This window comes from Streptomyces sp. NPDC050619 (assembly GCF_040654815.1).
In the GTDB taxonomy this organism is placed as follows: Bacteria; Actinomycetota; Actinomycetes; order Streptomycetales; family Streptomycetaceae; genus Streptomyces.
Genome location: NZ_JBFAIR010000002.1, coordinates 312,916 through 335,259 on the forward strand (window position 1 = coordinate 312,916; position 22,344 = coordinate 335,259).

Here is a 22,344-nt window from a genome sequence, read left to right on the forward strand (position 1 = left end):
CTACTCCACCGGTACGGGCGTCAGCGCGACGGCCAGCGGATAGGCGCCGGTCGTCAGGGATGCCCCCGCGGTGCCCTTCGCGGTGTCGACCGGTACCAGGGCGTTGCCGTCGGCCGTGGTGACGTAGGCCGTGGCGCCGTTCCAGTCCAGGCCGACGTCGAAGGCCGACCTGCCGACCTTGACGCTCGTGCCCGGGGCGCCGGTGACCGTGTCGACGGGGGTGACCGAGGCGCCGTTGCTGGGGCTGACCCACAGCGTCCGGCCGTCCGGTGAGAGGGCGAGGCCGTAGGCCTGCCCGGAGACCAGGAGGGTCGGCTCGGTGTCGTTGGTCGCGGTGTCGATCGGGGTGATGGTCGAGCCGCCGGAGTTGGACACGTACACCGTCTTTCCGTCGGGCGCGGCCACGACGTTGAAGGGGCTGGGGCCCACGGGGACGGCGGTTTCGGCCTTCCCGGTGGCGAGGTCGACGGGCGTGACGGTGTTGTCGTGGATGTCGGCCACGTACAGAGTGCTCCCGTCCGGCGTGATCGCCATGTTCTCCGGTCCGGAACCGACCGGGACGGGTGTGCCCGCCGTCAGCGTGCCGGTGTCCACGGACTGGACCGTGCCGTCCGTGTAGTTGGCGACCCAGAGTGTGCCGCCGTCCGGCGTGAGGGCGAGGCCGGCCGGGACGCGGCCCACGGCGACCGTGGCGGTGACCTTGCCGCTCGCCACGTCGATCACGCTGACCGAGTTCGAGCCCTGGTTGGCGGCGTAGGCGGTGCGCCCGTCGGCACTGACGACCACCTCGCCCGGGTTGTTGCCGACGGCGATGGTGGTGGCATCGCCGGAGGCCAGGTCGATGGAACTGACCGACGCACCGCTGAAGTTGGCGGTGAGGGCGCGGGGCGTCCCGGTGCCGTCGGTGACCTGGACCGGTATCGCACGGTCGAGGATGCCGTCGCCCGACACCACGACCGAGTGGACGCCCGGGGTGTCCGAGGTCAGGGTGACGGTGGCCGAGGCGCTGCCCTGGGCCGGGACGCTCACGGTGCCCTCGGCGGGCGAGGCGGTGATGCCGTCGGGGACGTCGAGCTTCCAGGTGACGGTCTTCGCGGCCGTGGACCGCTTGTCGGACAGGGTGAGGGTGACCGTGTCGGTGGCGCCGGGCTTCAAGGTGAGGGAGGCGGGGGCGAAGGAGGCGTCGACACCGGGGTCCGGGGCGTTCTCCAGCATCGTCGTGTAGAGGAACTGGTCCATCACACCCGGCGAGACCTGCTGGGGAATGGCGTCGAGTTCCTTGCGCTCGCTCCTGAGCCGGTTCCAGTAGGTGGTGACGGCGTCCGTGTCGCCCGCCTTGTTGGCGAGCAGCAGGTCTACGGCCGTCTGCCCGGCGGTGCCGTAGCGGCCGAGCTTGTCCAGCCAGGCGGAGGTCTCCTCGAGGAACCCGGGGTTGTCGAGGCGGGCGCGCAGTTCGGCGGGGGTCGCGGCCATGTCGGTGAAGTAGGCCTTGAGCGCGGCGGCGGCTCGGTCCAGGCCACTGTCCTGTTCGTAGGCGGTACGGAAATCGGCGATGAGGCGAGTGAGAGTGGGGGACTCGGTCGCGTCGAGCTGGGAGGAGTAGTTGTTCTCGGCGAAGATCCGCAGCCACTTGGCGGCGCCCGTCGCCGGTCCCGCGAGGTCGTCGACGGAGGCGAGGAAGGCGGCCCGGGGGTCGTAGGCGTCCGGGTTCCACAGATAGGCGGCGGAGGTGAACAGGGCGATCCGGCTCGCCTCGCCCTGGACCATCGGGTTGGCGGTCACCCCGGTCGCCGCGCTCGCCACACCGGGCTCGCGACCCGTGTAGGGGCCGAGCAGCAGACGGCTGGTGACGTAGTCGTTGACCGGGTAGTTGTCCCAGACCAGGATCGGATGGCCGTACACCGCACGGGCCTGCGCGACCTGATCGGCGGTGATGGTCGGCGCGATCACGCCGACGCCGGTCCACTCCACGACGACGGACGGGTCCAACTGCTCCCGCAGTGCCTTCTTGTACGGGGAGTCGGCGAGGTCGGAGTACTCGGTGGGGACCATCTCCAAGGGGTGCAGGTCGTCGGGGTGTTCGGCGGAGAAGTCGTGCCAGACCCGGTTGAGGAGATGGGCCTGCGCGGCACCGGCCGCACCGCCCCCGGTGCCGAACTCCTTCTCGTCCTCGGCGCAGTTCCACTTCGTGTAACTGATGTCGTCCAGCGGGACGGCGAAGGAGCGGACCCCGATGGCGTAGAGGGAGTCGAACTTGGCTGTGAGGGCCTTGATGTCGGCCTCGGAGGAGTAGCAGACGGACAGCCCCGGGGAGAGGGCGTAGGTGAAGCGGACGTGGTTGGCGTCGGCCCGGTCGACCAGTTCCTTGAGCTGTTCCAGTTCGGCGGCGGGGTAGGCGTCGCGCCAGCGGGCCCGCAAGTAGTCGTCGTCCTTGGGGGAGTAGACGTAGACGTTCTGCTTCGTACGGCCGTAGAAGTCGAGTTGGGCGAGCCGCTCGGCGTGCGTCCAGGGGGTGCCGTAGAAACCCTCGATGACTCCGCGCAGGGCGGCGGTGGGCCAGTCGCGGATGGCGACTTCGGGCAGTCCGCGTTCCTTGGTGACCAGTTGACGCAGGGTCTGGGCCGCGTAGAAGGTGCCGGTGGTGTCTACGCCGGAGAGGGCGAGGAGGGGCTGTCCGTTGCTGCGTCCGGATGCCAGGACGTACCCGCCGGAGGCGAGGCCGGTCGGGGACGCGGCGCCCAGCCGCTTCAGCGCCTTGCCGGTGGCGCTGTTCTCACCGGGGCCGCCGAGGTAGACGGTGAGCCCGGCCGCGGGAGGCTTGTGACCGGCGTCCACGGCGATGATCCTGTCGGCTCCGGCATCCCGCAGGACGGCCTCGACGACCCGGCGGGCCGACGGGTCGGTGCCGGGGCCGACGACCTCGACGACCCGGTCGGGGACGGTGAGTTGATGGGAGCCGGTGCGCATGCTCTGCGGCGTCGGCCAGACCTGCGGCGCGGGTGGACGGGGTGCCGCTGACGCCGGGCTCGTCGGGGCCGCGAGCCCGAGGGCCAGCAGCAGGACGGCGGCCGTGCGTCTGACGCGGGTGGGTGGGAGCACGGGTTCTCCTCGGGGTGGGTGAATGGAGCCACCGAGTTATGGTAGGGACGTTGATTTGAGCATTCAATGTCGTCGCCGAAACTCCCCGGCGCACCCGGGTGCAGCTGGAGCACCGCAACATCGACCGACACGGCCGAGCGTTGACTGCTCAGCCTGTTTACGGACACCCCGTAACTGCGAACCCTGCAACCTCTTGAGCGCATCCCCATGACAGGGTTACTCCTGCGCCGCCATGCCCGTAGTTGTGGATCACGGGGACCGCGCCATCGCGGTGTGTGAACTCGACCCGAACCCTTGAGCCCGTGGGCCGAGCGCCCACCCGATGTTCAATAACCTGAGCGTCTGCGAACCTCGGTTCGATCGCCGCGCACCGCTCGATGATCCCCTTCGCTGTGGCCGCGTCGTCCGCCACGTCACCGTCGCCGTCGATCGCCGTGCCGCCTAGGACGACCGTGTCCCCGTGCGGATAGAAACAGACGAGATCGGGCGACAGCCCCGTGTCCTCGGAGAAGAACTCCGTGATGCCTGGGTTCTCAACGACCACGTGCTGTCCTCGGATTGGCCGCAGCGTGCTGTCTCCGGCCAGCGCGGCGGCGCCCATGCCGGCGCAGTTCACGACGGCGGACGCGTCCGCGAACTCGTCGAGTGAACGGACCAAGCGCTGCTCGTGACGCTCCATTCCCGGACCTTCGCCCAGGGCTCGACAAGGTACGGCCCCCACATCGCGCCGGCCGCGAGCGACGTACGTCCAGGAATCTCCTCGGCGACCAGCCGCACGGACAGCCCAGCCTCAAGGAGCACGACTCCGGTGGTGAGTCCGGAGACTCCTCCACCCACGACGACGATCGCCTCGTTCGTAATCATGGTCCGACCGTAGTCGTTCGAGTGCTTCTCGGGGTCGGCCGCTCCGCGATGCGTTCCTCGAGGTCCGGCAGGAAGTCCCGGACGTACGCGTTGCGCTGCTTTCGACGCGGTTCGGTCGCCAGCTGATTCAGTACAGCCGTGCTTCTGGGCGAGCGCACCGTGCTGAGGCGGGCAGCAGCCGTCTCACCGACCTCGCAGGAGCGTTCCAGGTCTCCCGAGGCGCTGTAGCCGAGGGCGAGCCACGCCCCTTCGAAGAGCGCCCGGCGCGGGCCCGGTTTCCCTGCTCCAGCGGCGCGCGGCCGAGACTGATCAGTGAGTAACCGGACTGACATTCAAGGTGGTTGGGGGTCAGGAAATACATCCATCGCGGCTCTTCCTCGGAGCCGGTGCGGTCCTCGATCAACTCGCGTGCCAACGCGCTTGTGCGCTCGAAGTCCGTGTTGCGTCCTGCCGCCGCGTATCCGTAGGCGAGCCGCGAGAGGACCGAGGCCCGCACGGAGGCGGTTCCACCTTCGCTTGCTCGCCGGGCCGCCTCGCCCAGAGCGACGGCGTCAGCGGGGTGACTGCGCGACGCGGCCTGGAACGACAGATCAGCGAGGATGTGCGCGCACAGAGCCCGGTCGTTCACCTGGTGCGCTGCGCGGAGCGCGGTAACGAAGTACCGCTGTGCCAGACCGTGGTCGGCAGAGTCGAAGGCCATCCAGCCGGCCAGCTGCCCGATCTCGGCCAGTGCCCGGATCAGACGTACGGTCGCGGCGTCGGAGAGCCCGCCATCGTGGAGCAGAAGTCCTACAGACCTGAACTGCGCACCGACGTAAGGGAGATGGCGAGCACCGCCATGCTCGTCGTCGAGCTGTTGCAGCAGTGGGAGGTTCTGCTCCACCTGCGCGACGAGCGGGTCCGTAGGCGTGTCGTCCGCGAGTCTGGGGCTGAAAGGCCCGCGGCCCGCCGTGCCGTCCAGGTACTGGGAGACCACCGAGAGCAGTCCCGAGCCCGAAATCGCCAGGAAGCGGCGACGATCGACCAGTCCGCCGAGCACTCAGTCCTCCAGAATGCGAGCAAGTCCCCGGAAGGTCCAGGGATGGAACACGCCCGGCGTCACGCCAGTGGTAAGGCGCTGACTCGGCGACGGTGCCCGTGCCGAAGACGCGATTGAGCTTGCGCGCGAGCACCTTGGGGCTCCAGTCGAGCTCGTCAAGGCACGCTGCCAGCGCGTTGTTGCGTCCTCTGGCCGCAGTCGCCATACGGCACTCCTCCGCAGATCCCGTCACTGTGCCGACGCACACCCTTGCGTTCAGTTATTCCCATCGTCCAGCCACTTCGCCGAACTGGCTGCGAAGTTGGAGGGGCTGCCGTGGCCCGCGGAGCTGCATCCCTTTCGTGAGTTGGCGGGACCCCGGCATCATGCCGTGTCCACCCCGGGCGACCTGCTCCTGCACATCCGGGCCGCCCGGACGGACCTGTGCTTCGCCCTCGCCGCCGAGGCCGTACGGCGGCTGCGTGGCGCGGTGAGCGTCCAGGACGAGGTGCAGGCCTTCTCCTACTTCGACTCGCGCAACCTCCTCGGCTTCGTCGACGGCACCGAGAACCCGGTCGGCCCGGCCGCCGCCGAGGCCGCGCTGGTCGGCGCGGAGGATCCCGAGTTCCGCGGCGGCTCCTACGCCGTCGTGCAGAAGTACCTGCACGACGTGGACGCCTGGGAGGCGCTGGCGGTCGAGGCGCAGGAGAAGGTGATCGGCCGCACCAAGCTGACCAACATCGAGCTGGGCGTGCCCGGTTCGCATGTCGACGTCAACACGGTCACCGGACCGGATGGCGGGGAACGGGAGATACTGCGCGGCGCCATGCCCTTCGGGCGGCCCGGACACGGCGAGTTCGGCACCTACTTCATCGCCTACGCCCGCACCCCCGAGGTCCCCGAGACGATGCTGCGCAAAATGTTCCTCGGCGGCTCCGCCGGAGGGCCCGACCCGCTCCTCGACGCCGACTTCCTCCAGAGCATCCCCGAGCGCCCGCAGCCGTCGTGACGCCTCTCAGACCGCCGTGCGCTCGATGAAGTACGACCTTCACGAAAGAGACCTCCGCCGGCTGGGAGACTTCAGTCACCGGCCAGCTCGTTGCACGCCTGGTCGGCTGACGTGACCGTCGCCTGCCTCTTCGCGACGCTCATAGTGGACGCCGTCTCCACCATCGCAAGCCGTTCGACGACAACACGGCCTACTCCACCCAAGTCGCCGCAGAGAGTTGCGAGTTACAGGCCCGAGGTGTCTACCCTGCCAGCCGACACCTGCTGCACCTCAGATCGGAATCATCGACGAGATGTCGGGCCCGGTGCGCATGTTGTTACCGCCGTCGACTGCGATCGCCTCGCCGGTGATCCACCGCGCCTCAGGGCCGAGAAGGAAACGTACGAGATTGGCGACATCGGTCATCTCGCCGACCCCCGGCAGCGGAGTGTTCACGACGTAACTCTCGCGGACCGGGTCGTCGGCCGGTACGAGGGATGCCATCTTCTCGCTCATCGTGAACCCAGGCCGTACGGAGTTGAACCGCACGAGCCGGCCTCCGTACTCGTCAGCCGCGTTGCGCAACAGCACGTCGACCGCAGCCTTGGCTGCCGTGTACGCCCCGAAGTAGCGACTCGTCTGGGCAGCGGCGCCGGAGGAGATTCCCACGAACGACCCGCCCCGACGCTCGATCATCAACGGCACGGTGAATTTCAGCAGATTGAACGTTCCGACCACATTGAGGTTCAGCACCGACGCGATGTCGGCAGCGCTGATCTCGTGCAGCAGGCGCATCTGCCCGCTACCACCGGCGTTGGCCACCGCTCCCGTGACGCCGTTCCCAGCCTCGGCGGCCCGGGCCACGGCCTCACCCATGGCCCGTTCGTCGGTTACGTCGACGGCAATGGCGAGGACGCGGCCCGGGCCGGAGCAGGCGGAGTTCAACTCGGCCGCGGTCGCTTCCAGGATGTCGGCCCGACGACCGCAAATCGTGACGGTGGCTCCGTCATTGACCAAGCGCCGGGCGATGGCCCGGCCGATGCCCGAGCCGCCGCCAGTGACGACGATCGAGTGATTTTCCAGTGTGGTCTCCATCGCTGGATGGTACCGAGACCGACCCGATTGTCTCCAATTACATGACAGTGTCTCGAATTACGAGATCCACTCCGGCCTGGCGGCTCCACCCGGTCTCGGCGGCGGCCAGCGGCTGGCTCGGCGACCTCGCGGATGCCGAGCTCTTCGGCCGGCAGGGCATGAGGGTCGCGTGCCGTGCTCGGATACGGGCTTCGATCGGCGGCATTCTCTTCGCGGTATCCCGGTTTTTGCCTTGGATGTGCCCTCGGGCCGCACGCTCGTGGGCCGCTCGGGCGTCCGCGAGCGAAAACGTGCTGTCGATCGCGACGCGGATCATGCCCGCGTCGAGCAGGCGTCCCAGTTCGGCGAGCTGCGCGCCGTTCGAGCGGACCTGGGCGCTCGAGACGGTGACACCCAGCTTCGCGACCTCTTCTTCGTCGAAGTCCCCAGGGGGCACGGGGAATTGAGCGCCACCGCGCTTGAGCGTGCGCAGGAAGCGGCTGCTGCGAGGGCCACCGACGGTGTCGAGAACGAGGTCGACGTCGTGCACGCGTTCTTCACCGTTCCGGCACCCGCGCCGAAAGACGCACCCCTGGAGCAGGACGACGTCCGCCCAGCCGCCTGAACCGGTTTCAGGCCGACCCACCGACCCTCCCGGCCGGCGCCCAGAGCAATCACCGGATAGAGGGCGATCGGACGGGCGCGTCCGGACCGCACGCCGGGTAGCTCAGGTGCGATCTGCGGGAGCTCCGATCACTGCGCTGCCGGCTGGCACGGCGCTGTCCACGTCGAGGACGCGACCTGGGTCCAGCCCTGATCGGTCGGGGCGTCCTTCCGCGCGGCTGCCGCAACGACGAAGCCCTGCCCACGGAGGACCTCCACGGCCTTCTCACGGGGCAGGATCGGTATCGGCGCTCAAGTAGTGGCCTGGTCCGGGTTGGGTGAGGAAGCCTTGGCGTCAGAGGCGGCTGCGGGTGACGTTCATGGCCGGGTCGTCGCATGCACGAACTGCTGGTAGGCGGTGCCTTGGTCGTGAGGGCCGGAGCGGGATCGGATATTCGGTTTTCTGCCCGCCCCGCGAGGACACAAGATGGTGCGCATGACTTTGGCCACCCCCATGCTGCACACCGCTCGCCTGCGGCTGCGCGCCTTCACCGACGCCGACGCGGACCCCCTCTTCGCGCTGCACAGCAGCACATACGTGATGCGCTACTGGGACTCCCCGCCGTGGAACGAACGGGCCCGCGCCGAGCGCTTCATCGCGATGTGCCGGAAGATGGCGGACGAAGGCACCGGGGCGCGGGTGGCCATCGACCGTGCTTCTGATGGGGCCTTCGTCGGCTGGTGCGGTCTGACCGGATGGAACCCGGGCTACCGCAGCGCGTCGTTGGGCTATGTCCTCGACGATGCGATGTGGGGCCACGGCTATGCGACGGAGGCCGCGCACGCCGTGCTGGCATGGGCATTCGACACACTGGACCTCAATCGAGTTCAGGCCGAGACCGATACGCGCAACGTGGCGTCTGCCCGGGTTCTGGAGAAGATCGGATTCGTGCGGGAAGGGACGTTGCGGGAAGACTGCGTGGTGAACGGCGAGGTATCCGACTCGTGGGTGTTCGGGTTGATCAAGCGAGAGTGGCGGCCGTCGGCTGTGCCGATTCCAGCCCGCGAAGCGCGCCCCTGATCGCCGGGGGTTGCGGCGGACGACATCGACGGTGATGTCGAGCATCGCGCCGTGGATGACGACCTCGTCCTTGAACCCCTGGTCCACCAGGGCCTTCTCCAGGCGGTTTCCACACCGTTCGGCGGCCTGGTCGAGCAGGGCGGCCCTGCCCGCGGCGTTGTCGTGGGCCGAGGCGGCCAGCACGACGACGCCGATGATCAGCCAAAGGACACCTCCGACCAGGCTGGCAGATCATGAGGCAGGCAGCGCCACTGACAGCCCGTCCGGTTCTGGTAGCGCGAGTTCGGCACCTGCTTCATCGCCTGTGCCCGTACACCCAACGCCTCACCACCCCGTCAGCAGCAGATGGTTGATCAGCAGCGCCAGCACCGCCTGCGCCGCCAGCCACCCCCGCACCCCCGTCAGCCACGCACAGGCGGGCAGCAGCCACACCACGAACGGCAGCCAGATGCGTTCCGTCTCCGCCTTGCTCATGCCGGACAGGTCCGCGGCGAGCAGCGCCAGGAGCGCGGCCAGTACGAGCACGCCGAGGCGGACGTCGGAGCGGGACCGGCGTGCGGCGAGCGTCACGCCGGTCCGCCGTAGTCCCGCCACCGTCGCCGGGCCCACGATCAGCACCGTGCACGCCAGGTTCGCCCACACCCAGTAGCCGTACGGCCGGACCCCGCCCGCCCCCTGGTAGTAGCGGCGGACCAGCAGTCGGTACGCCTCCCACCAGTCGAAGCCGAGGGCGGTGAACACGATCGGGACGACGACGAAGCCGGCCAGCAGGAAGGGGAGCGGGCGGATGCGGTGCGTGCCCAGGAGGAGGACGGCGCCGGCGATCACGGCCATGAGGGTGAGGCCGTACGACAAATAGAGGGTCAGGCCGAACAGCAGGCCCGCGGCGAAGCCGGTCCAGGCGGGGCGGTGTCCCGTCACCGCCAGGGCGAGGAACGCCACCGCCCAGGCCGCCACCGCCGCGAAGTAGCCGTCGGCGGACGTGCCCACCCACACGGCGGCCGGGGCCAGTACGAGGAAGGGCGCGGCCCGGCGGGCGAGTGACTCGTCGGCCAGCACGCGTACGGCTACCAGGACCGCGACCGCGGCCGTCGTGCCGATGGTGATGCACCAGGTGCCCGCCCAGCCCCCGCCGCCCAGGCCGATCCGGTCGAGGAGGACGAAGGTGACGGTGGCCCCAGCGGGATGCCCGGCGACATGGGCGGGCCAGTTGTCGGGCGTGTCGATCAGGATGTGCTGGGTGAAGTCCGCCAGCGTGGCGGGGATGTCGTGGAAGCGGCCGATGACGCGGAGGTACTCGCTCTGGGTCGTCAGCTGCTCGGCGATGCCCCGGTGCCAGCCGTCGATCAGGGCGAGGGACCAGGTCCAGGCCATGCCGGTGGCCCAGACGGCCAGGAGCAGGTGGCGCCAGGGCAGGCGGGCGGCCAGGGCGGGGCCGTACGCCACGACGGCGACCGCGACGGCGAGTGCGGCCGGGGTGCCGGGGCCGACGTGCGGATCCCAGGTGGCCAGGAGCGGCGGCCAGCTCACGCGGAGCGTGCCGTCCCGGTGCTCGATGGCGCGGCCGACCACGATGGCGGTCGCCACGAGCAGGGCGGCGGCCAGGGCCGCGTACAGGTCACGTCGCAGATCGCGGTTCACGTGGAAAAGCTAGGGCGCGCGGGCTCCTCCGGACGGCTGACAGGCGCGGACGTCAGAGTTTCGTCATGGTTCGCGGGCCGGTTGTGGGGGTGGCGCGGGCCTACGGTCGGGGCATGGCACGCATCCCTTCATCGCCAGGCACTCCTCCATCGCCGGGCACCCCTCCATTGCCACGCGCCTTTTCCTCGCCACGCACTCCCTTCTCGCCCGCGTTCTGGCGCAGCCCGCTGCGCGGTCCGTGGTTCACCTCGGTGCTCGGCGTCGTGCTGCTCGGCGGGATCACCGTGCTGTTCCTGACCGGGCTGCTGTCGTACGCCGCCTACAACCCGGACCTGTCCTCGGTGAACGACAAGACCCCGGACAAGGGGATCCTCGGCTTCTACCTCTTCTCCTGGCCGACCGATCCGCACTGGCTGTACCGGCTCAACCAGGGCGTCCACGTCACGCTCGGCATCACCCTGATCCCCGTCCTGCTGGCCAAGCTGTGGTCGGTCGTGCCGAAGCTGTTCACGCTGCCGCCGGCCCGCTCGCTCGCCCACGCGCTGGAGCGGATCTCGCTGCTGCTTCTGGTCGGGGGCGGGGTGTTCGAGTTCGTGACCGGCGTGCTCAACGTCCAGCTGGACTACATCTTCCCCGGCTCCTTCTACCCCCTGCACTTCTACGGCGCCTGGGTGTTCTTCGCCGCGTTCGTCGCGCACGCCGTGCTCAAGATGCCGATGGCTCTGCGCAATCTGCGTCAACTCAGGGAAGAGAAAAGCAAATTGGTGGCGCCGAACCCCGCCGAGCCCACCATGTCCCGGCGCGGTGCCCTGTGGTTCGTCGGGGGCGGCTCGCTGTTGCTGTTCGCCACCACCGTCGGGCAGAACTTCGACGGACCCCTGCGTCGCACCGCCCTCCTCGCCCCGCACGGCGGCGCCGAGCCCGGCTCGGGACCCGCCGCGTTCCAGATCAACAAGACGGCCGCGTACGCCAGGATCGACCCGTCCGAGACGAGCGAGGACGCCTGGCGGCTGGTGGTGACGGGGCGCGGCGGGACCGTGCGGCTCAGCCGGACCGAGCTGTCCCGACTCCCCCTGTACAGCTCGGCGTTGCCCATCGCCTGTGTGGAGGGCTGGTCCACCTCCGACCAGTGGTGGCGCGGGGTGCGGCTGCGGGACCTCGCCGCCCTCGTCGGCTACGACGACGATCCGCCCGACGTCTTCGTGGAGTCCCTGCAACGGCGCGGCGCCTTCCGGCGGGCCGCACTGCGCGCCAACCAGGTCGCCGACCCGCGCTCCCTGCTCGCCCTGTACGTCAACGGCGAGGACCTGACCCCCGACCACGGCCACCCGGCGCGGATCATCGTGCCCGCCGCACCCGGTGTGGTGAACACCAAGTGGGTGGCCCGGATGACGTTCGGAGATCTGTGATGCCGCCCAAGCCCAAGCCCAAGCCCAAGCTCAGGTTCCCCATGGGCAGCCCGTTCCAACTCCTCCTGCTCGCCTGCTCGTTCGCCCTCGCCGCCTACGCCGGCGTACAACTGCTCGCGGACGACTGGTTCGGGGTCGCGCTGTGGGTCGTGGGGGCGGCCCTCCTGCACGACCTGGTGCTGCTGCCGCTGTACGGCGTACTCGACCGCGCCCTCGTGAAGGCGGCGGGCCGCCATCGGGAACATGTCATGTACGTCCGCGTCCCCGCCGCCCTCTCCGGGCTGCTCCTGCTCGTGTGGTTCCCGCTGATCAGCGGGCGGGTGGCGGAGCGCTACGGCCCTGCCACCGGCCTGTCGGACGGCTTCCTGGCCCGCTGGCTGCTGATGACGGCCGTGCTGTTCGGCGGCTCCGCCGTGCTGTTCGTGCTGCGGCTGCGCAGGGCGACGAAGCAACGCCCGCCGGCCGCCCACTGATCGACGGCATGCCAGCCCGCGCGGTCCGCGTGCCGCAGCAGGGCCGGCGTGCCGAGCCGGGCCCAGGGGAACGGGCTGCCGGTCGCGCCGCGTGCGTCGGTGACATGGACCAGCACGCGTTCGTCGAGGTCCAGGTCCGGGACGGTCTCGACGATCAACAGGCCGCCTGGAGCGAGTAGTTGGGACATCCGGGTGAGCAGGGCCCGCGGGTCGCCGCCGATGCCGACGTTGCCGTCGATCAGCAGCGCGGTGCCCCAGCGGCCCTCTCCGGGCAGCGGCTCGAAGACGGAGCGCCGCAGTGCGGGTCCGCCGAGCTGCGACGTCCTCGCCACGGCCGCCTCGCTGACGTCGACGCCGAGCACCCGGCGCCCCTGGGCGCCCAGGGCCGCGACCAGGCGGCCGGGTCCGCAGCCGACGTCGAGCACGGCGCCCTCGCAGCGCCGCAGCACTTCCAGGTCCGCCGCGTCCGCGTCGGCGCACCAGCGCTCCACCTCCAGTGGCAGCAGCCAGCCGTCGGCGCGGCGCAGGAAGAGCGGGCCGCGGCCGGTGCGCAGGGCGTCCGCGTAGGGGTCGGCCGACCAGGGATCGTGGTCGGCGACAGGCGCCCGCTGCTGCACGATCTGGTGCACGACCTCCACGGTGCTCATCGGGCTCCGGTCCTGCTGAGGCGGGCCAGTTCCGCGGCGAACCGTCCGCCGGGGGCGGCCCCGGCGACCACTTCCGCGTCGTACGCCGTGTCCACGTCTGTGAGGCGCGGCAGGTCCCGCACCCGCAGCCCCGCGAGCCGCGCACGCTGGGCGGCGCCCGTGTGGGGCGTCGACATCGGTACGCCGCGCAGCAGTTCGGGGTCCGGTTCGGCCAGGCCCAGCGCCCAGAAGCCGCCGTCCTCGGCGGGCCCGAAGTACGCGTCGCAGTCCGCGAAGTCCACGGTGAGCAGCTCCGGGGTCACCTGGGGTGTGTCCATGCCGATGAGCAGGGCCGGGCCGTCGCAGCCCGCGAAGGCCGCGGCCAGCCGTTCGTCGAGACCGCCCGCGCACTGCCGTACGACCTCGAAACCGTTCGGCAGCCAGGGACCCGGCGTCCCCTCCAGGACCAGCACCCGGCGTCGCGCGGGCGTGCGCGCCACGGCGTCCAGGGTGTCGGCGAGGGAGGCCTGAGCGAGTGCGGCTGCCTCGCGTGGTGTGTACGGCGGGGTCAGCCGAGTCTTCACCCGTCCGGGGCGGGGCTCCTTGGCGATGACGAGGAGCGTGGTCACCGTGGTCACGGGCGGGGTCCTTCCTGCGCGCCTTGTACGGCTGTCTCGGCGGCTGTCTCCGCCAGCACCCGGCTCATGTCCCGTACCGCCTGCCAGGTGCCGCGCCAGGTGCCCGTCACCTTGGAGGCGCCGGTGCGCGGCCGGTAGGGGACGTCGTGCTCGGCGATCCGCCAGCCCGCCTCGGCGGCGCGTACCACCATCTGCAACGGGTAGCCACTGCGCCGGTCCGTCAGGCCGAGGGCGAGCAGCGCCTCGCGCCGGGCGGCGCGCAGCGGGCCGAGGTCGTGCAGGCGCAGGCCGGTGCGGCGGCGGAGCAGCCGGGACAGGGCGAGGTTGCCCGTCCGGGCGTGCAGGGGCCAGGCCCCGCGCGTCTGCGGGCGGCGCCGGCCGAGGACGAGGTCCGCCTCCCCGGCCCGCAGCTCGCGCACGAAGGGCACCAGGTCGGCCGGGTCGAGGGAGGCGTCGCAGTCGCAGAAGCAGACGATGTCGGCCGTGGCGGCGGTCAGCCCGGCGTGGCAGGCGGCTCCGAAGCCGCGCCGCTCCTCGCGCACGACTCGGGCGCCGAGTTCGCGGGCGATCCGGGCGGAGCCGTCCGTGGACCCGTTGTCCACGACGAGCGCGCGCCAGCCGCTCGGGATGCGCCCCAGTACCCAGGGCAGCGCCTCGGCCTCGTCGAGGCAGGGGAGTACGACGTCTACGGACGGTGGACCCGGGACGGAAGCTGAAGAGGTCGTCACGGCTCTCACCCTACGAGCGCGAAACAGACATAACGGGCCCTCGCTCCTTACGAAACGCGGACGTCGGAAGCGGGGGACCGCACCGGAGCGCGGACGGTGCGAGGCTGGCGGCATGCAGCAGCCACAGCCGTACGCACCGGCCACCGGGGCCCGGGTCCTCGTCGTCGACGACGACCCCACCGTCGCCGAGGTCGTCTCCGGGTACCTCGACCGGGCCGGATACGTCGTGGACCGCGCCGGGGACGGACCCGACGCGCTCGCCCGGGCCGCCGCGCACTGGCCGGACCTCGTGGTGCTGGACCTGATGCTGCCGGGCATGGACGGCCTCGAAGTGTGCCGCCGGATGCGCGGGCGCGGCCCCGTCCCGGTCATCATGCTCACCGCGCGCGGCGACGAGGACGACCGCATCCTCGGCCTGGAGGTCGGCGCCGACGACTACGTCACCAAGCCCTTCAGTCCCCGCGAACTGGTCCTGCGCGTGGAGTCCGTGCTGCGCCGCTCCCCTCCCGCCCAGCCGGCCGGCGACCTGCGTGCGGCAGGACTGAGCGTCGACCCGTCGGCCCGCCGAGCCGCCAAGCACGGCACCGAACTCGCCCTCACCATCCGCGAGTTCGACCTCCTCGCCTTCTTCCTGCGCCATCCCGGCCGGGTCTTCAGCCGCGAGGACCTGATGCGGGAGGTGTGGGGCTGGGACTTCGGCGACCTGTCGACCGTGACCGTCCATGTCCGCCGGCTGCGCGGGAAGGTCGAGGACGATCCGGCCCGGCCCCGGCTGATCCAGACCGTGTGGGGCGTCGGCTACCGCTTCGACATCGGCCCCGGACAGGAGGCCTGATCGTGCGCGACACCCTCCTCATCGCCCTCTTCGCCTTCCTCGGCGCCACCGCGGCCGGCGTGCTCGGCGCGTGCGTCCTGCGCCTGGTCCGGCGCCGCTCGCTGGTCACGCACGTCTCAGTGGTCGCCGGCGTCGCAGTCGCCGCGATGCTCGCGGGCACCCTCGCGGTCGCGCAGGCGATGTTCCTGTCCGCGCACGACCTGAAGGTCGTCACGACGGTCGTCGCCATGGCCGCCGTGGTCTCCCTCCTTACCGCCCTGCTGCTCGGCCGCTGGGTCGTCGGCCGCAGCAACGCCCTCGCGCTCGCCGCCCGCTCCTTCGGCGACGGCGGCGACTTCACCTCGCCCGTCGGCCCCGCCACCGCCGAACTCGCCGCGCTCAGCCGCGAGTTGACGGCCACCAGCGCCAAGCTCGCCGAGTCCCGGGACCGCGAACGCGCCCTGGAGACCTCCCGGCGCGAACTCGTCGCCTGGATCTCGCACGACCTGCGCACCCCCCTCGCCGGCCTGCGCGCGATGTCCGAGGCCCTGGAGGACGGCGTCGCCGCCGACCCCCAGCGCTACCTGCGGCAGATCCGCACGGAGGTCGAGCGCCTCAACGGCATGGTGGGCGACCTGTTCGAGCTCTCCCGTATCCACGCGGGCACCCTGACCCTCTCCCCGGCCCGGATGTCCCTCTACGACCTCGTCGGCGACGCCCTCTCGGGAGCGCACGCGCTCGCCCGCGAGCACGGCGTACGCCTCGTCGGCGACGGTGTCGAACCGGTGCCCGTCGAGGTGGACGGCAAGGAGATGAGCCGGGTCCTGGGCAACCTGCTGGTGAACGCCATCCGCCGGACACCGGCCGACGGCACGGTCGCCGTCGCCGCCGAGCGCCGCCCCGACGGTGTCGTCCTGTCCGTCACGGACGGCTGCGGCGGCATCCCCGAGGAGGACCTGCCGCGCGTCTTCGACACCGGGTGGCGCGGTACGCACGCCCGTACCCCGCCCGCGGGTGCGGGGCTGGGCCTCGCCATCGTGCGGGGGATCGTGGAGGCGCACCAGGGGCGGGCCACCGTACGCAACGTGGTCGGAGGCTGCCGCTTCGAGGTGCTGCTGCCGGCGGCCGAGGGATGATCCTCATGTCATCGGCCCGGCTCGCCCTTACACTGAACCACAAGGGATGTTCGTGGCATACGTGACATATCGGAACCGCCGTGCGCTCTCAGCGGATGATCGTACTGGCCCTCGCCCTGGTCCTCGTGTCGGTGCCCGCGATCTCCGCGCGGGCACAGGGTGAGGAAGGCCCGCGCGGCCCGACGTTCGGCGCGCGCGCCCTTCAGGCGCTGATCGACGGTGTTCAGTTCGGCGTCATCATCGCGATCACCTCGGTCGGACTCTCGCTGATCTTCGGCACCATCCACCTGATCAATTTCGCGCACGGCGAGTTCGTCACCATCGGCGCCACCTTCGCGTTCTTCCTCAACGCCTCCGCGGCCGGTCCGGGCTGGCACCTGATCCCCGCCGCCATCGCCGCGGTGGCCTTCGGCGCCCTGCTCGGCGGGGCCGTCGACCGGGGCATCTGGCGGCCGCTGCGGGCCCGGGGCACCGGGCTGATCAACATGTTCATCGTCACCATCGGGCTCTCGCTGCTGCTGCGGCACGTCGTGCTGGTGCTGTACGGAACCCGGCCCGGCTCCTATGCGCAGTACGACATCCAGAGCACGATCGACCTGGGGCCGGCCGGCATCACCCCCCGGGACCTCACCGTCACCCTGCTCGCCGTGCTGGTGCTGCTCGGCATCGCCGCCCTGCTGCAGAAGACCCGCATCGGTACGGCTGTCCGAGCCGTCTCCGCCAACCGCGATCTCGCCGAGGCGACGGGCATCGACGTGCAGCGGGTGGTGCTGTTCGTGTGGATGCTCAGCGGTGCGCTGGCCGCACTCGGCGGGGTCTTCTTCGGCCTCGTCGAGATCGTCAGCTGGGACATGGGCTTCAAGCTGCTGCTGCTCATGTTCGCGGGGATCATCCTGGGCGGCCTCGGCTCCGCCTACGGCGCGATGGTCGGCAGCCTCGTCATCGGCATCGTCGCCCAGATGTCCACCCTGTGGTTCCCGGTCGACCTTCAGTACGCGTGGGCGCTGCTGGTCCTCATCATCGTCCTGCTCGTGCGGCCGCAGGGCATCCTCGGCCGGGCAGAGCGCGTCGGGTGAGGGGTGCGCCATGGACTTCGAGGTCATCTTCTCCGACGCCCTGCGCTCCGGCATCGGCCCCATCGCGGCCGTCTACGCGCTCGCCGCGATGGGGCTGAACCTGCACTTCGGCTACACGGGCCTGCTGAACTTCGGCCAGGTCGGCTTCATGCTGGTCGGCGGCTACGGGCTCGCCATCACGGTGTCGACGTACGACGGCCCGATGTGGCTCGGCGTCCTGGGCGGCATCGCCTGCGCGATCGTGCTGGCGATGCTGCTCGGCCTGCCCACCCTGCGGCTGCGCGCCGACTATCTCGCGATCACCACGATCGCCGCGGGGGAGACGCTGCGGCTGTTCTACCGGTCCAGCTGGGCCGAGCCGGTCACCGGTGGGGTCTTCGGGCTCCAGAGGTTCGCGAAGGACTTCTACGACCTCAGCCCCATCGAGCGCGGCACCTACGGCGTGTGGCTGGTGGAGTTCAGCGCCCGCGACCTGTGGGTGATGATCGTCGGATGGGCGCTGGTGCTCGTGACCGGAGTGCTGCTCGCCCTGCTGATCCACAGCCCGTGGGGCCGCGTCATCCGGTCGATCCGGGAGGACGAGGTCGCCCCGCGCAGCCTCGGCAAGAACGTCTACGCGTACAAGATGCAGAGCCTCGTGCTCGGCGGCGTCATCGGAGCGGTCGCGGGCATGTTGCAGGCGATCCAGGTGCAGTCCGTGAACCCGGACAACTACGACCCGGGCGTCACGTTCTTCCTGTACACGCTGCTCGTCCTCGGAGGTGCCGGGCGGATCCTCGGGCCGGTCATCGGCTCGATCCTGTTCTGGTTCGTCCTCAGCTTCCTCGACAGCGCGCTGCGGCAGGCCATCGACGCCGAGTACATCTCGCCGGACCTCATCAGCACCTCCGAGATCGGCGCGGTGCGCTTCGCCCTCGTCGGGGTCGCCCTGATCCTGCTGATCGCGTTCAGGCCGCAGGGCATTCTCGGCAGCCGGAAGGAGATGCTGCTCAGTGGCCGCTGACAAGGTCATCGCTCCCGAGCCGGGCGTACGCAAGCCCGACCCGCTGCTGGTCCTGGACCAGGTGACCCGGACCTTCGGCGGCCTCGTCGCCGTGCGGGTCGAGCACCTGGAGATGCAGCGCGGGGCCATCACGGCGCTCATCGGGCCCAACGGAGCCGGCAAGACCACGCTGTTCAACGTGATCAGCGGATTCGACCGGGCCGACGGCGGCCGTTGGACGTTCGACGGACAGCCCCTCACCGGCTCCCCCGCGCACCGGGTGGCACGGCGCGGACTGGTCCGTACGTTCCAGCTCACCAGGACGCTCGCCCGGCTCACCGTCATGGAGAACATGCTGCTCGCCGCGACCGGGCAACGCGGCGAGGGGGCGCTGCCCGCGCTGCTGCGACCGCTGTGGCGCGGGCAGGAGCGGGACTTCGAGCGCCGGGCCGACGAGCTGCTGGACCGGTTCCGGCTCGGGCCGCTGCGCGACGACCATGCCGGCACGCTCTCCGGCGGTCAGCGCAAACTGCTGGAACTGGCCCGTGTGCTGATGGCCCAGCCGGTCATGGTCATGCTCGACGAGCCGATGGCCGGGGTGAACCCCGCGCTGACCCAGTCGCTGCTCGGACACATCACCCGGCTGCGGGACGAAGGCCTGACGGTGTGCTTCGTCGAGCACGACATGGACGTGGTGATGGGCATCAGCGACTGGGTGGCCGTCATGGCCGACGGCCGCCTGGTGGCCGAGGGCCCCCCGCACACGATCGGCCGGAACGCCGCTGTCGTGGACGCCTACCTGGGCAAACGGCACGACGAACCGGGCGCGGCGACCGAGGAGACCGAGGAGAAGGAGTAGCGATGTCCGCCGAGGAGCAGGAACCGGTGCTGGCGGCCGACGGCATCGTCGCCGGCTACGTCCCCGGCGTCGACGTACTGCGCGGATGCAGCATCGAGGTGCGCCCGGGCGAGGTGGTCGGCGTGATCGGCCCCAACGGCGCCGGCAAGTCGACGCTCGTCAAGGCCGTCTTCGGGCTGCTGCGGGTGCGCGGCGGGACCGTACGGCTGCGCGGCGAGGAGGTCACCAACCGGCCGGCGCACGAACTGGTCCGGCGGGGCGTGGGCTACGTACCGCAGTTGCAGAACGTGTTTCCCGAGCTGACCGTCGAGGAGAACCTGCGGATGGGCAGCTACCTGCGGCCCAAGGACTACGCGCGGCGGGCCACGGCGGTGGAGGAGCTCTTCCCCCTGCTGGCCGACCGCCGCAGGCAGAAGGCCGGCGCGATGTCCGGCGGCGAACGCCAGATGCTCGCGATGGCCCGCGCGCTGATGATGGAGCCGCAGCTGATGCTGCTCGACGAGCCGTCGGCCGGCCTGTCACCGCTCCACCAGGACCATGTCTTCGACCGGTGCAGAATGATCAACAACGCGGGCGTCGCCGTACTCATGGTCGAGCAGAACGCCCGCAGGTGCCTGCAGATCTGCGACCGCGGCTACGTCCTCGACCAGGGCCGCAACGCGTACACCGGCACGGGTACGGCCCTGCTCCACGACGAGAAGGTGATCGAGCTCTACCTCGGCACGCTCGCCCGCGTCCGTTGACTTCCGTCTCCGCCGGTCCTTCCGGTCACGGCTGGGCCTTGCTGACCTCGGTACGCAGGGTCTGCAACTGTCCCTTGTCGTTGTAGCCGAAGACCTCGATCGTCGCCTGACCGGGTTCGCCGACGTCGGTGAACTCGAGCGGGCCGCTCACACCGTCGTAGTCGATGTCCTTGCCGTCGGCGAGCAGCTCCTTGCAGGCGGCGAACGTGGTGCACTTGTCGCCGTCCTTGGTGATCCCGTTCATCTCCTCCACGAAGTCGGCCGGGTCGTCGGACTGCGCCTTCTCGGCGGCGAGCGCGATGGTCGTCGCGCAGTCGAACACCTGCGGTGCGTACTGGAGCTCCTTCAGGTTCGGCGCGAACTTCCGAAGATCCTTCACGTACTGCTCGTTCGACGCCGAGGCCGGCGCGGTCCCCTTCATCCCGGCGAGCCTGCCCGGCTGGTCCGGGGCGACAAGAGTGGGCAACTCCTCGCTGCGCAGCCCGTCGGCGCCGTAGACGCCCTTCCGGTCGGGCCCGATCCCGGACTCGATCATGGCCTGCATGATCTGGGTGCCTTCCTCGAAGGCGATCACGACGGTGGCGTCCGGATTGGAGTTCTTCACCTTCTGGACGACCTGGTCGAAGTTGGTCGCCTTCGGGTCGTACGTCTCGGCGAGCGTCACCGTCGCACCGCCGTCCTCGAGGGACTTCTCGGTGGCCTCCAGCAGGCCGCGCCCGTAGTCGTCCGCCCGTGCGATCAGGGCCACCCGCTTGTGGCCGTCCTCGCGGACGACATCCGCCAGGACGGGTCCCTGCAACGCGTCGCTCGGGGCGGTACGGAAGTAGAAGCCGTCGTCCTCGTAGTCGGTGAAGGTAGGAGCGGTGTTCGACCCCGAACACTGCACGACGCCCGCTCCGGTCACCCGGTCGATGAACGTCAGGGACATGCTGGAGGCCGCGGCGCCGATGAGCGCGTCCACGCCCGCCGCCAGGACCCGGTCGGCCGACTGCGCGGCCACGGCCTCCGAACCCGACTCGTCACCGGAGACCACCTTCGGCACCGGCTCGCCCAGTACCCCGCCCGCGTCGTTGATCGTCTGTATCGCGAACTTCAACGACTCGATCTGCGGCGGGCCGAGAAAGGCCAACTGCCCGGTCTCCGGCAGGACATAGCCGAACTGGAGCTCACCGTCGCCGGGCTCGGCCGGGACCGCGGAGTTCGCGGTGCCCGTCGTACCGCAGACAGCTATCACAAGAGCGGCCGCGCTCGTGAAGATCGCGGACCGTCGTATCGACGCTCTCATCTCCGCCTCCGCTCGGTACAGGCGGCGATGGTCGACAGGCCGGCCATCCGCCCGCCATCTGTATACGAGCGTAGATCCCATCCAGACGCCGGAGAAGTGTTAATTGTCAGAGTTTGCGAGAGGGTGGTTCGGTGCCGGGACGCGATCAGCCGGACACGCCCTGGCGCATCTGAGCCCGGGCGAACTCCCGCATCCCCTCCGCGAACCCGACCCCCGCCTTCCACCCCAGCTCCGCCCGCAGCCGCGCCGAGTCCGCCGTGATGTGCCGGACGTCCCCCAGCCGGTACTCCCCGGTGACGACGGGCTCGGGGCCGCCGTACGCCGCCGCCAGCGCCCCGGCCATCTCGCCGACGGTGTGCGGGTCGCCGCTGCCGGTGTTGTACGTCGCCAGCGCGCCCTTGCGGGCCGCCGCCTCCAGCGCCGCCACGTTGGCCGCGGCCACGTCCCGCACGTGCACGAAGTCCCGCCGCTGACGGCCGTCCTCGAAGACACGCGGGGCCTCGCCGCGGGCGAGCGCGGAGCGGAAGAAGGAGGCGACGCCCGCGTACGGGGTGTCGCGGGGCATGCCCGGCCCGTACACGTTGTGGTAGCGCAGCGACACCGCCGAGCCGTCCGTGGCCCGCGCCCAGGCCGCCGCCAGGTGCTCCTGCGCGAGCTTGGTCGTCGCGTACACATTGCGCGGATCGACCGGGGCGTCCTCCGCGATCAGCCCGGGCGACAGGTCGGCCCCGCACTGCGGGCAGGTCGGCTCGAAGCGCCCCGCGTCCAGGTCGGCGACGGCGCGCGGTCCGGGCCGCACCACTTTGTGCCGGGGACAGGTGTAGCGCCCCTCGCCGTACACCACCATCGACCCGGCCAGCACGAGCCGTCGTACGCCCGTGTCGGCCATGGCGGTGAGCAGCACCGCCGTACCGAGGTCGTTGCGGGAGACGTACTCCGCCGCGTCGGCGAAACCGGCCCCCAGGCCGACCATCGCCGCCTGGTGGCACACGGCGTCCACGCCGGTCAGGGCGCGGCGGACCGTATAGGGGTCGCGTACGTCCGCCGCCGGGTCGGCGCGGACGTCGTACACGACGGGCTCGTGCCCGTGGGCCCGCAGCGCCTCGACGACATGGGACCCGATGAACCCGGCACCGCCGGTGACCAGTACACGCATGCGCCCACGCTAGGGCGGCGAACAGGGGGAAGGACCGGGCCGCGCCCGTCA

General features: G+C 70.7%; 19 protein-coding genes and 3 pseudogenes. 9 read left to right on the plus strand and 13 right to left on the minus strand.

Translation table 11 applies throughout. The features are described 5' to 3' along the window. The 4 genes from AB0I77_RS04420 to AB0I77_RS04435 all read right to left on the minus strand — a co-directional run bounded on the left by AB0I77_RS04420 (position 1) and on the right by AB0I77_RS04435 (position 5,002). The gene (locus tag AB0I77_RS04420; protein ID WP_363280823.1) at positions 1-3,099 is read right to left on the minus strand and encodes a beta-N-acetylglucosaminidase domain-containing protein; all 3,099 of its coding nucleotides are present in this window, start codon (positions 3,097-3,099) and stop codon (positions 1-3) included. Positions 3,100-3,256: 157 nt separating this feature from the next. Next, complete coding sequence (locus AB0I77_RS04425) at positions 3,257-3,778, minus strand: FAD-dependent oxidoreductase (RefSeq protein WP_363280824.1); 522 nt, start codon at positions 3,776-3,778, stop codon at positions 3,257-3,259. Beyond that, positions 3,712-3,963 carry an FAD-dependent oxidoreductase gene (locus AB0I77_RS04430; RefSeq protein WP_363280825.1) on the minus strand — a complete coding sequence of 84 codons (252 nt, stop codon included), beginning with the start codon at positions 3,961-3,963 and terminating at the stop codon, positions 3,712-3,714. Before AB0I77_RS04430 ends, AB0I77_RS04425 begins: the two co-directional genes overlap by 67 nt. Positions 3,964-4,090: 127 nt before the next feature. Beyond that, positions 4,091-5,002 (minus strand): hypothetical protein, encoded by a 912-nt coding sequence (locus AB0I77_RS04435; protein WP_363280826.1) that lies wholly within the window; start codon positions 5,000-5,002, stop codon positions 4,091-4,093. Positions 5,003-5,315: 313 nt separating this feature from the next. Between AB0I77_RS04435 and AB0I77_RS04440 the strand changes: the two are divergent. Then, positions 5,316-5,990 (plus strand): annotated as a pseudogene (locus tag AB0I77_RS04440) (Dyp-type peroxidase); the annotation flags it as partial. 270 nt (positions 5,991-6,260) lie between these two features. Here AB0I77_RS04440 and AB0I77_RS04445 read toward each other — a convergent pair. Then, the gene (locus AB0I77_RS04445) at positions 6,261-7,064 is read right to left on the minus strand and encodes an SDR family oxidoreductase (RefSeq protein WP_363280827.1); all 804 of its coding nucleotides are present in this window, start codon (positions 7,062-7,064) and stop codon (positions 6,261-6,263) included. A 226-nt stretch (positions 7,065-7,290) separates the two neighbouring features. Beyond that, positions 7,291-7,602: pseudogene (locus tag AB0I77_RS04450) on the minus strand (zinc-binding dehydrogenase); the annotation flags it as partial. A gap of 540 nt (positions 7,603-8,142) precedes the next feature. Here AB0I77_RS04450 and AB0I77_RS04455 point away from each other — a divergent pair. Next, complete coding sequence (locus tag AB0I77_RS04455) at positions 8,143-8,727, plus strand: GNAT family protein (protein ID WP_363281142.1); 585 nt, start codon at positions 8,143-8,145, stop codon at positions 8,725-8,727. Positions 8,728-8,733: 6 nt separating this feature from the next. Here AB0I77_RS04455 and AB0I77_RS04460 read toward each other — a convergent pair. Continuing rightward, positions 8,734-9,026, minus strand: a pseudogene (locus AB0I77_RS04460) (IS5/IS1182 family transposase); the annotation flags it as partial. A gap of 25 nt (positions 9,027-9,051) precedes the next feature. Continuing rightward, positions 9,052-10,368 carry a hypothetical protein gene (locus AB0I77_RS04465; protein ID WP_363280828.1) on the minus strand — a complete coding sequence of 439 codons (1,317 nt, stop codon included), beginning with the start codon at positions 10,366-10,368 and terminating at the stop codon, positions 9,052-9,054. 113 nt (positions 10,369-10,481) lie between these two features. On the opposite strand from AB0I77_RS04465, the gene AB0I77_RS04470 reads away from it, so the two are divergent. Then, positions 10,482-11,777, plus strand: coding sequence for a molybdopterin-dependent oxidoreductase (locus tag AB0I77_RS04470; RefSeq protein WP_363280829.1), 1,296 nt, complete (start codon positions 10,482-10,484; stop codon positions 11,775-11,777). 331 nt (positions 11,778-12,108) lie between these two features. Here AB0I77_RS04470 and AB0I77_RS04475 read toward each other — a convergent pair whose 3' ends face one another. Genes AB0I77_RS04475 through AB0I77_RS04485 form a run of 3 tightly spaced genes read right to left on the minus strand, consistent with a single transcriptional unit; the run spans position 12,109 to position 14,251 of the window. Next, positions 12,109-12,897 carry a methyltransferase domain-containing protein gene (locus tag AB0I77_RS04475; protein WP_363280830.1) on the minus strand — a complete coding sequence of 263 codons (789 nt, stop codon included), beginning with the start codon at positions 12,895-12,897 and terminating at the stop codon, positions 12,109-12,111. After that, positions 12,894-13,505, minus strand: coding sequence for a DUF2064 domain-containing protein (locus AB0I77_RS04480; protein WP_363281143.1), 612 nt, complete (start codon positions 13,503-13,505; stop codon positions 12,894-12,896). Before AB0I77_RS04480 ends, AB0I77_RS04475 begins: the two co-directional genes overlap by 4 nt. Positions 13,506-13,510: 5 nt before the next feature. Beyond that, the gene (locus AB0I77_RS04485; RefSeq protein WP_363280831.1) at positions 13,511-14,251 is read right to left on the minus strand and encodes a glycosyltransferase family 2 protein; all 741 of its coding nucleotides are present in this window, start codon (positions 14,249-14,251) and stop codon (positions 13,511-13,513) included. Between the two features lie 103 nt (positions 14,252-14,354). Here AB0I77_RS04485 and AB0I77_RS04490 point away from each other — a divergent pair, with 103 nt between their 5' ends. The 6 genes from AB0I77_RS04490 to AB0I77_RS04515 all read left to right on the plus strand — a co-directional run bounded on the left by AB0I77_RS04490 (position 14,355) and on the right by AB0I77_RS04515 (position 19,852). Beyond that, complete coding sequence (locus AB0I77_RS04490) at positions 14,355-15,077, plus strand: response regulator transcription factor (RefSeq protein ID WP_363280832.1); 723 nt, start codon at positions 14,355-14,357, stop codon at positions 15,075-15,077. A gap of 2 nt (positions 15,078-15,079) precedes the next feature. Next, complete coding sequence (locus AB0I77_RS04495; protein ID WP_363280833.1) at positions 15,080-16,192, plus strand: HAMP domain-containing sensor histidine kinase; 1,113 nt, start codon at positions 15,080-15,082, stop codon at positions 16,190-16,192. Positions 16,193-16,287: 95 nt separating this feature from the next. Then, positions 16,288-17,268, plus strand: a complete 981-nt coding sequence (locus AB0I77_RS04500; RefSeq protein WP_363280834.1) for a branched-chain amino acid ABC transporter permease — start codon at positions 16,288-16,290, stop codon at positions 17,266-17,268. 10 nt (positions 17,269-17,278) lie between these two features. Further along, positions 17,279-18,271, plus strand: coding sequence for a branched-chain amino acid ABC transporter permease (locus AB0I77_RS04505; RefSeq protein ID WP_363280836.1), 993 nt, complete (start codon positions 17,279-17,281; stop codon positions 18,269-18,271). Beyond that, on the plus strand, positions 18,261-19,109 hold the full coding sequence (locus tag AB0I77_RS04510) for an ABC transporter ATP-binding protein (protein ID WP_363280837.1): 849 nt from the start codon (positions 18,261-18,263) through the stop codon (positions 19,107-19,109). The genes AB0I77_RS04505 and AB0I77_RS04510 overlap by 11 nt, the downstream gene beginning before the upstream one ends. A 2-nt stretch (positions 19,110-19,111) precedes the next feature. After that, on the plus strand, positions 19,112-19,852 hold the full coding sequence (locus AB0I77_RS04515; RefSeq protein WP_363280838.1) for an ABC transporter ATP-binding protein: 741 nt from the start codon (positions 19,112-19,114) through the stop codon (positions 19,850-19,852). Between the two features lie 25 nt (positions 19,853-19,877). Here the strand turns inward: AB0I77_RS04515 and AB0I77_RS04520 are convergent, their stop codons facing one another. Beyond that, positions 19,878-21,137: an ABC transporter substrate-binding protein gene (locus AB0I77_RS04520; protein WP_363280840.1), complete on the minus strand. Its 1,260-nt coding sequence runs from the start codon at positions 21,135-21,137 to the stop codon at positions 19,878-19,880. Between the two features lie 145 nt (positions 21,138-21,282). Beyond that, the gene (locus tag AB0I77_RS04525) at positions 21,283-22,293 is read right to left on the minus strand and encodes an NAD-dependent epimerase/dehydratase family protein (protein WP_363280841.1); all 1,011 of its coding nucleotides are present in this window, start codon (positions 22,291-22,293) and stop codon (positions 21,283-21,285) included. Positions 22,294-22,344 lie beyond the last annotated feature (51 nt).